Annotated in this window: 8 protein-coding genes; 4 read left to right on the forward strand and 4 right to left on the reverse strand. The window is 71.0% G+C overall.

Translation table 11 applies throughout. The annotated features are described in order from the left end of the window. Nucleotides 1–31: 31 nt before the first annotated feature. Nucleotides 32–1,123: a glycosyltransferase family 39 protein gene (locus ABTY04_RS30855; RefSeq protein WP_352216714.1), complete on the forward strand. Its 1,092-nt coding sequence runs from the start codon at nucleotides 32–34 to the stop codon at nucleotides 1,121–1,123. Between the two features lie 18 nt (nucleotides 1,124–1,141). Here the strand turns inward: ABTY04_RS30855 and ABTY04_RS30860 are convergent, their stop codons facing one another. Next, nucleotides 1,142–1,687 (reverse strand): type III secretion system chaperone family protein, encoded by a 546-nt coding sequence (locus ABTY04_RS30860; protein ID WP_352216715.1) that lies wholly within the window; start codon nucleotides 1,685–1,687, stop codon nucleotides 1,142–1,144. A 122-nt stretch (nucleotides 1,688–1,809) separates the two neighbouring features. Here ABTY04_RS30860 and ABTY04_RS30865 point away from each other — a divergent pair, with 122 nt between their 5' ends. Next, on the forward strand, nucleotides 1,810–2,295 hold the full coding sequence (locus tag ABTY04_RS30865) for a hypothetical protein (RefSeq protein WP_352216716.1): 486 nt from the start codon (nucleotides 1,810–1,812) through the stop codon (nucleotides 2,293–2,295). Between the two features lie 79 nt (nucleotides 2,296–2,374). On the opposite strand, the gene clpB is transcribed toward ABTY04_RS30865, so the two are convergent. Further along, nucleotides 2,375–4,960 (reverse strand): ATP-dependent chaperone ClpB, encoded by a 2,586-nt coding sequence (gene clpB / locus ABTY04_RS30870; RefSeq protein WP_352216717.1) that lies wholly within the window; start codon nucleotides 4,958–4,960, stop codon nucleotides 2,375–2,377. Between the two features lie 93 nt (nucleotides 4,961–5,053). Here clpB and ABTY04_RS30875 point away from each other — a divergent pair, with 93 nt between their 5' ends. Further along, a complete protein-coding gene (locus ABTY04_RS30875) occupies nucleotides 5,054–5,467 on the forward strand; it encodes a pyridoxamine 5'-phosphate oxidase family protein (RefSeq protein ID WP_352216718.1) in 414 nt (137 codons plus the stop codon). 187 nt (nucleotides 5,468–5,654) lie between these two features. Here ABTY04_RS30875 and ABTY04_RS30880 read toward each other — a convergent pair whose 3' ends face one another. Then, the gene (locus ABTY04_RS30880) at nucleotides 5,655–5,969 is read right to left on the reverse strand and encodes a Rieske (2Fe-2S) protein (protein ID WP_030299141.1); all 315 of its coding nucleotides are present in this window, start codon (nucleotides 5,967–5,969) and stop codon (nucleotides 5,655–5,657) included. Next, nucleotides 5,966–6,193, reverse strand: a complete 228-nt coding sequence (locus tag ABTY04_RS30885) for a hypothetical protein (protein ID WP_352216719.1) — start codon at nucleotides 6,191–6,193, stop codon at nucleotides 5,966–5,968. The genes ABTY04_RS30880 and ABTY04_RS30885 overlap by 4 nt, the downstream gene beginning before the upstream one ends. 102 nt (nucleotides 6,194–6,295) lie before the next feature. Between ABTY04_RS30885 and ABTY04_RS30890 the strand changes: the two genes are divergently transcribed. Further along, the gene (locus ABTY04_RS30890; RefSeq protein WP_352216720.1) at nucleotides 6,296–7,309 is read left to right on the forward strand and encodes a helix-turn-helix transcriptional regulator; all 1,014 of its coding nucleotides are present in this window, start codon (nucleotides 6,296–6,298) and stop codon (nucleotides 7,307–7,309) included. Nucleotides 7,310–7,392: the final 83 nt, after the last annotated feature.

Genomic DNA, 7,392 nt, shown 5'->3' on the forward strand with positions numbered 1-7,392 from the left:
CATCCGGCCGCAGAGGCTCCGGACCGGCAGGGTGCCCGCGGCCCTCGCTGCGCTCGGCGTGTTCGCCGCCGTCCGCGCGGGCGGGGTCGTGGTGCTCGCCGCCGGGGCGTGGTGGGCCGGGCGGAACCCCGTCCGCGTGCTCGGGTACTCGTGGGACTCCGTCTGGTACCTCGGCATCGCCGTGCACGGCTACGGCCGCACCCAGATGTGGGCCGACTCCGGATCGGTGCAGAGCGACCACGCCTTCTTCCCGCTGTATCCGCTGCTCGTCCGGCTGGCCGGCGCCACCCCCTGGGCCGGGCTGCTGGTGGCCTGGACCGCCGCCGCGGTGGCCGCCGTCGGGGTGTACCGGGTCGGGGAGACGGCGCTCGGCCGGCGCGGCGGGGTGCTGCTGGTGGCGCTGTGGGCGGTGACGCCGCATGCGGTGGTGCTGACCCTCGCCTACACCGAGCCGCTGCTGACCGCGCTCGCCGCCTGGGCCCTGTACTGCGTGCTGCGCGGCCGCTGGCTGTGGGCCGCGGGCCTCGCCGTGCTCGCCGGGCTGACCCGCCCGACAGGGGTCGCCGTCGCCGCCGCCGTGTCCGCGGCCGCCCTGCACGCCCTGTTCCGCCGAAGATCCCGGGCGCCCGAGGTGTGGGCGGCCGCGCTGCTGGCCCCGGCCGGCTGGGCGGCGTACGTCGTGGCCGTCGGACTGCGCACGGGGGATCCGGGTGGCGGCTACTTCGCCGTGCAGCGGGGCTGGGGTTCCCGCTTCGACTTCGGCTCGTACACGATGGACCAGGTCTGGCGGGTGCTGACCGGCGGGCACGCACCGCTCGCCACCATCGTGACCGTGGCCGTCCTGGCCGCCGCCGGGCTCCTCGCGGTACTCCTGCTGCTCGACCGGACGCCGGCCGTCCTGCTCGCGTACACCGCCGTGCTGCTGCTGATCACCTACGGCGGGGCCGGCTACTTCGAGTCGAAGCCGCGCTTCCTGCTGCCGGCGTTCCCGCTGCTCCTGCCGGTCGCCGCCGCAATGGCACGAGCCCGGCTGCGCTCCGCGGTCATGGCGACCGCGGGGCTGGCCGGGCTCTCGTACGGCTACGGGCTGTACCTGCTGCTGGTCGCCCGGATGCCGCTGTGACGGCCGAACGGCCGGCGACTAGCTGTCGCCGTCCTCGCCGTCCTCGTCTTCACCGTCGTTGGAGTCGATCTCCTTCTCCAGCCCGAGCTGCTCCACGAGCCACTTGTCGAACTCGATGGAGGCCCGGACCCAGCTGACCGTGGAAGAAACGAAGTGCTCCAGGCTGACGCCGGTGCCGATCAGCATCTGCGCCTCGCCGATCAGGCGGACGGAGCCGTCGTCGTGCGTGTGGCTGTAGACCTTCGGCCACAGGGTGCGACGGTTCCAGTCGTCGATCGACTCGAGGAGCTGGGGCTTGTCCTCGATCGCGTGCGGACGGTCGTAGAAAGTCCGCACCGAGAAGACCTGCTGCTCTTCCTCGCCGCGGAACATGAAGTACGTCCGGAACTCCTCCCACGGCGCCGCGAGGTCACCCTCGTCGTCGACGACGTACTTGAGCTCCATCTGCTCCAGCAGCTGCTTGACCAGATCCTGGTCGGGGACGACGGGGCCCGCCGGTCCTGTGGCCTGCGGATCGGGCTGCTGCCCTCCGAAGTTCGGAATCGAGGCCGGGTCGATGCTCACCGTGTACTTCCCTTCGTGCGGATGATGTCATCCTCCCCCATCGCTCCTACCCCGTGTCCACCCCCGCACGTACGATCCGCGCAGGGCGGACAGGAGTAAGAGCCAGGTAAGGGGGGAGCAGGATGGTTCCGCGTACGTCGAAGCTGGTCATGTGGCTGCCGACGGCTCTCGCCGTCGCCTTCTGCGCCGGGCTGCTGTGGATGCTGTGGAACGCGCTGGACGACTACGGCGCCCCTGACCGGGGCGGCGCCGGAACGGGCACGACCGGCTGCGCGGAGGCCCTGGCGTTCGCCCGCGTGAGCCTGCCGCCGGACGGCCGGAACGGCGATTGCGAGCGGACCGGGGGCACGGACGGCCGCGCCTCGGCCACCGGGACGTTCCGCATGGAGCGCGACGGGGTCGATGCATGGCTGGCGTCCTTCCCGCAGCCGGGGGAGCCGGTCCGCTGTCCCGGCCCCCGGCCGGAGAACTACGACTCCGAGAACGAGCAGTGCCTCGACCTCGTGCACGGCGATCCGCAGCCCGGCCGGGCGGGCCTGGTGCGGCTCCGCATCAGCTCGGAGGCCGGGACGACCGTGAAGGTGCGCTTCGAGGCGACCGGCGCGTGAAGCGGCGGCCGCATCACGCGGCCGCCGCGGCACATCGCGCTCCGGCTGCTCCGGCTGCTCCGGCTCCGGCTGCTCCCGGCTAGAGCGCCTTGCCGACGAGCAGGTCGTCGCCGGCCACGTCGACGCGGACCGTGTCGCCGTCGCGGACCTCGCCCGCGAGGATCTCCTTGGCGAGGCGGTCGCCGATCGCCGTCTGGATCAGGCGGCGCAGCGGGCGGGCGCCGTACGCCGGGTCGTTGCCGTTGTCCGCCAGCCAGGCCAGGGCGTCGGGCGTGACGTCCAGGGTCAGGCGGCGGTCGGCCATGCGGCCGGCCAGCCGCGCGATCTGGAGCTCGGCGATGTGCGCCAGCTCGTCCTTGGTCAGCGCGGAGAAGACCACCAGGTCGTCGAGGCGGTTGAGGAACTCCGGCTTGAAGGAGGCCCGGACCACTTCCAGGACCCTGGCCTTCTTGTCCTCCGCCGAGGCCGCCGGGTCCATCAGGAACTGGCTGCCCAGGTTCGAGGTCAGGATCAGGATCGCGTTGCGGAAGTCCACGGTGCGGCCCTGGCCGTCCGTGAGGCGCCCGTCGTCCAGGACCTGGAGCAGGATGTCGAAGACCTCGGGGTGGGCCTTCTCGACCTCGTCCAGCAGCACCACGGAGTACGGGCGGCGGCGCACGGCCTCGGTCAGCTGGCCGCCCTCCTCGTAGCCGACGTAGCCGGGGGGCGCGCCGACGAGGCGGGCCACGCTGTGCTTCTCGCCGTACTCCGACATGTCGATGCGGACCATGGCCCGCTCGTCGTCGAAGAGGAAGTCCGCGAGGGCCTTGGCCAGCTCCGTCTTGCCCACGCCCGTCGGGCCCAGGAAGAGGAACGAGCCGGTCGGGCGGTCCGGGTCCGCGATCCCGGCCCGGGTGCGGCGTACGGCGTCCGAGACGGCCCGGACGGCCTCGCCCTGGCCGATCAGGCGCCGGCCCAGCTCCGCCTCCATGCGCAGCAGCTTCTGCGTCTCGCCCTCCAGCAGCCGGCCCGCCGGAATGCCCGTCCAGGCACCCACGACGTCCGCGATGTCGTCGGGTCCGACCTCGTCCTTGACCATGGTGCCCCTGGAGGCCTCCGCCTCGGCCTCCGTGGCCTCGGCCAGCTCGCGCTCCAGCGTCGGGATCTCCCCGTAGAGCAGCTTGGAGGCGGTGTCGAAGTCGCCGTCGCGCTGCGCGCGCTCGGCCTGGCCGCGCAGGTCGTCCAGGCGCTCCTTGAGCTCGCCGACGCGGTTGAGGGACTGCTTCTCCTTCTCCCAGCGGGCGGTCAGGCCGCGCAGGTCCTCCTCCTTGTCCGCCAGATCCTTGCGGATCTTCTCCAGGCGCTCGATGGAGGCCGGGTCGGACTCGTTCCGCAGCGCCAGCTCCTCCATCCGCAGGCGGTCGACGGAGCGCTGCAGCTCGTCGATCTCCAGCGGCGAGGAGTCGATCTCCATGCGCAGGCGGGACGCAGCCTCGTCGACCAGGTCGATGGCCTTGTCGGGGAGGAAGCGGGAGGTGATGTACCGGTCGGAGAGGGTCGCGGCGGCCACCAGCGCGCTGTCGTTGATGACGACCTTGTGGTGGGCCTCGTAGCGGCCCTTGAGGCCGCGCAGGATCGCGATGGTGTCCTCGACGCTCGGCTCGGCGACCAGCACCTGCTGGAAGCGCCGCTCCAGCGCCGGGTCCTTCTCGATGCGCTCGCGGTACTCGTCGAGCGTGGTCGCACCGACCATCCGCAGCTCGCCGCGGGCCAGCATCGGCTTGAGCATGTTGCCCGCGTCCATGGCCGAATCCCCGCCGGCGCCCGCGCCGACGACGGTGTGCAGCTCGTCGATGAAGGTGATGATCTGGCCGTCGCTCGACTTGATCTCGGCGAGGACCGTCTTCAGCCGCTCCTCGAACTCGCCGCGGTACTTCGCGCCGGCGACCATCGCGCCGAGGTCGAGGGAGACCAGCCGCTTGTTCTTGAGGGACTCGGGGACGTCGCCCTTCACGATGCGCTGCGCCAGGCCCTCGACGACGGCCGTCTTGCCGACTCCGGGCTCGCCGATGAGCACCGGGTTGTTCTTCGTACGGCGCGACAGGACCTGGACGACGCGCCGGATCTCGTGGTCGCGGCCGATGACGGGGTCGAGCTTGCCCTCGCGGGCGGCTGCCGTGAAGTCCGTGCCGAACTTCTCCAGGGCCTTGTACTGGCCCTCGGGGTCGGGGGTGGTCACCCGCCGTCCTCCTCGTGCGTTCTGGAAGGCGTCCAGCAGCTTCTTCGCCGTCGCGCCCTGGGCGGAAAGGACCTCGCCGGCCGCGCCGCCCTTGGCGGCGGTCGCGATGAGGAGGTGTTCGGTGGAGAGGTACTCGTCGCCGAGCTTCCCGGCCTCCTGGTCGGCCTCGGCGAGTACGGCGAGCAGGTCGCGGGTGGGCTGCGGGGGCGCGACCGTGGAGCCGGTGACGCTGGGGAGGGCCGCCAGCAGCCGCTCGGCGCCGGACCGGACCGCCGCCTGATCGGCTTCGGTGGCCGCGAGGAGGTCGGTGATGTTCTCGTTGTCCTCGCCGGCGAGGAGGGCCAGGAGCAGGTGCGCCGGCGTCAGATCGGCGTGGCCGTCCTTCACGGCCCGGCTGGTGGCCGCGTTCAGCGCGTCCCGGCTCTTGTTGGTCAGCTCGGCATCCACGTGCGACTCTCCTCTCAAGGACAGGCTTTGAGTATGTCAGCGTACGCAAAGTTGAGTCTATTCCACTCAAGGCCGCAGTCGTACCCTCGGGCCATGGCTCTTGACGTACTCAACCCGACGCCCGAGTACCTCGCCTTCTGGCGGGAGCGGCACGTCTGCACCCTGACCACGCCCCGCCCGGACGGGACCCCGCACGTGGTGCCGGTGGGCGTCACGTACGACCCGGAGGCCGGCCTGGCCCGGGTGATCAGCAACAAGAACAGCAAGAAGATCCGCAACGTCCTGGCGGCGCAGGCGACGCAGCAGGGCCCGGCCCGGGTCGCGGTGTGCCAGATGGAGGGGCGCCGCTGGGCGACCCTGGAGGGGCGCGCGATCGTCCGTACGGACGAGGCCTCGGTCGCCGAGGCGGTGGCGCGCTACGCGGAGCGCTACGGGCGGATGCCCTCGCCCAATCCGGACCGGGTCGTCATGGAGATCGCCCTCGACCGGGCGATGGGACGCGCCTGAACGGACGCGGAGACCCGGAACCGCGGAACCGCGGAGACCCGGAACCGCGGAAGAAGTTCAGCCTTCACCTTGTCCGGTTCAAGCACTGGACGCGGACATCACAACGGCGCCATCGTGGTCAGGTCCACGATGGCGCCGTTGTGTGGGGGAAGCACCTGGAGCGATCTGCAACGACGGGGGAATCGCTTCAGGCACTGCGGGGGGTGGCGGTGGTGATATCGGGTTCGAAGAGCTGGTGGTCGCGCTGATCAAGGTTGACGAAGACCATTCCGTAGCGCACCTCGCAGCGGACGGGCTGCGGCGCGCCGCGGGGGCGTCGCAGGCACCGGTACGCCCGGACGTCCTCGTCCTCCTCGCGCGTGATGACGATGGGCTGTCCGAACAGGGTGACCATCAACGAATCGCCAGGGTGGGGGATGGCCGTGGCGAGGTCGATGAACTGCCAGCCGGATCGGTAGGCAGAGGCCATTTCGCGACGGAAGCCGCGGTCGTCGGGGGTCATACCGCGGTCTCCAGAGCAAGGGTGCCGGCATCGGCGTCGACGGGGGCCGAGCGCCATCCGCTGTCCATCGGTGCCGCGCGCCATCCGCTGTCCTCAAGCGGCGCCGCCTGGAGGCCTGCGGCACCCCCTTCGGCGCCCCCCAGGGTGACCCCGGCAAGTCCCAGACCGGCCACAGCCGAGAAGATGACGGTGGCAAGCGCCGAGCGAAGCATTCTCTTGTTCATGGTCGGCTTCGTCCTCACTTGATGAAATCCTCTCCCCCGCCTGTCAGACGATGGCTCATTCAGGCACGTCGCTGCCACAGGGACGATGCATCATGTTCTTGCATGTTCAGGACCCTGGGGGGTGGAGATTTGACCATAAACAGAACAAAACCGACACATCCCCACTCGGTCACGGAGCTGTGCAGTGAGGGGGCGCGGCTCTACACGAGCGCGCTGCGGACCGGACGGATCGCACGTGGGGACGTAAGAACGGCACCCTGCCTGCTCGATCTGGCGTTGCTGCAGCCAGACCCTGATGACGCCAATTCGCTCCGTCCGGTTCCACCGGCAGTGGCGCTCGCACAGCGGCTGCATCCGATCGAACGGGAGATCCGCGACAGACGCCGCGATTCCCTCGAACTGTCCGAGGCTTTCGAGCCATTTCTGGCCATCAGCGCGCAGAATCCGGCGAGCACCCACGCCATCACCGTGCTCGAAGGCTTCGACCCCATCAACGCCGCCCTCAACCTCGCCACGGCCGAGTGCCACACCGAGATGCTGACCATCCAGCCCGGCGGCGCGCGCCCCAGCCTCGAACTCACGGAGGCCCTGGAGCGCGACCAGCCGCTGACCGACCGCGGTGTCCGGATCCGGACCCTCTACCAGCACACCGTCCGGCACAGCCGCGGCACGCTCGCGTACGTCGACCTCCTCAAGGCCGGCAAGGTCGAGGTGCGCACGCTGGAGGAGCTCTTCGAGCGCCTCATCATCTTCGACCGGACCGTCGCCTTCATCCCGGCCAGCGACGACCGCCAGGTCGCCCTGGAGCTGCGCCATCCGGGGCTGGTCGACTACCTCATCAAGGTGTTCGAGCAGCTGTGGCACCGCGCGGTGCCCCTCCAGGAGGAAGTGACGTACCAGCACACCCGCGGCGGCATCTCGGGCGTGCAGCGCACCATCGCCCAGCTCCTCATCGAGGGCCACGTGGACGAGGCCATCGCCCGCAGGCTGGGCATGAACGTACGGACCTGCCGCGCGCACATCGCGAAGCTCGCCGGCACCCTCGGCAGCGGCAGCCGCGCCCAACTCGGCTTCCTCATCGCCCGCTCCGGGATCCTGGAGGACGAGGGCGACTGAACGCGTCGGGCCCCGCCCGGGGCCCTTCGGCCGGCTGCCGGACAAGGACGGCAACGGCGCGGTGGACCAGGAGCCCGGCGCCG

Origin of the sequence: Streptomyces sp. NPDC097981 (assembly GCF_040302565.1) — a bacterium.
GTDB lineage: Bacteria > Actinomycetota > Actinomycetes > Streptomycetales > Streptomycetaceae > Streptomyces.

Coding starts and splice junctions, on each gene's coding strand:
- ABTY04_RS30890 (WP_352216720.1), top strand. CDS start 6,296: ATGTTCAGGACCCTGGGGGGTGGAGATTTGACCATAAACAGAACAAAA.
- ABTY04_RS30880 (WP_030299141.1), bottom strand. CDS start 5,969: ATGACCCCCGACGACCGCGGCTTCCGTCGCGAAATGGCCTCTGCCTAC.
- ABTY04_RS30865 (WP_352216716.1), top strand. CDS start 1,810: ATGGTTCCGCGTACGTCGAAGCTGGTCATGTGGCTGCCGACGGCTCTC.
- ABTY04_RS30885 (WP_352216719.1), bottom strand. CDS start 6,193: ATGAACAAGAGAATGCTTCGCTCGGCGCTTGCCACCGTCATCTTCTCG.
- ABTY04_RS30875 (WP_352216718.1), top strand. CDS start 5,054: ATGGCTCTTGACGTACTCAACCCGACGCCCGAGTACCTCGCCTTCTGG.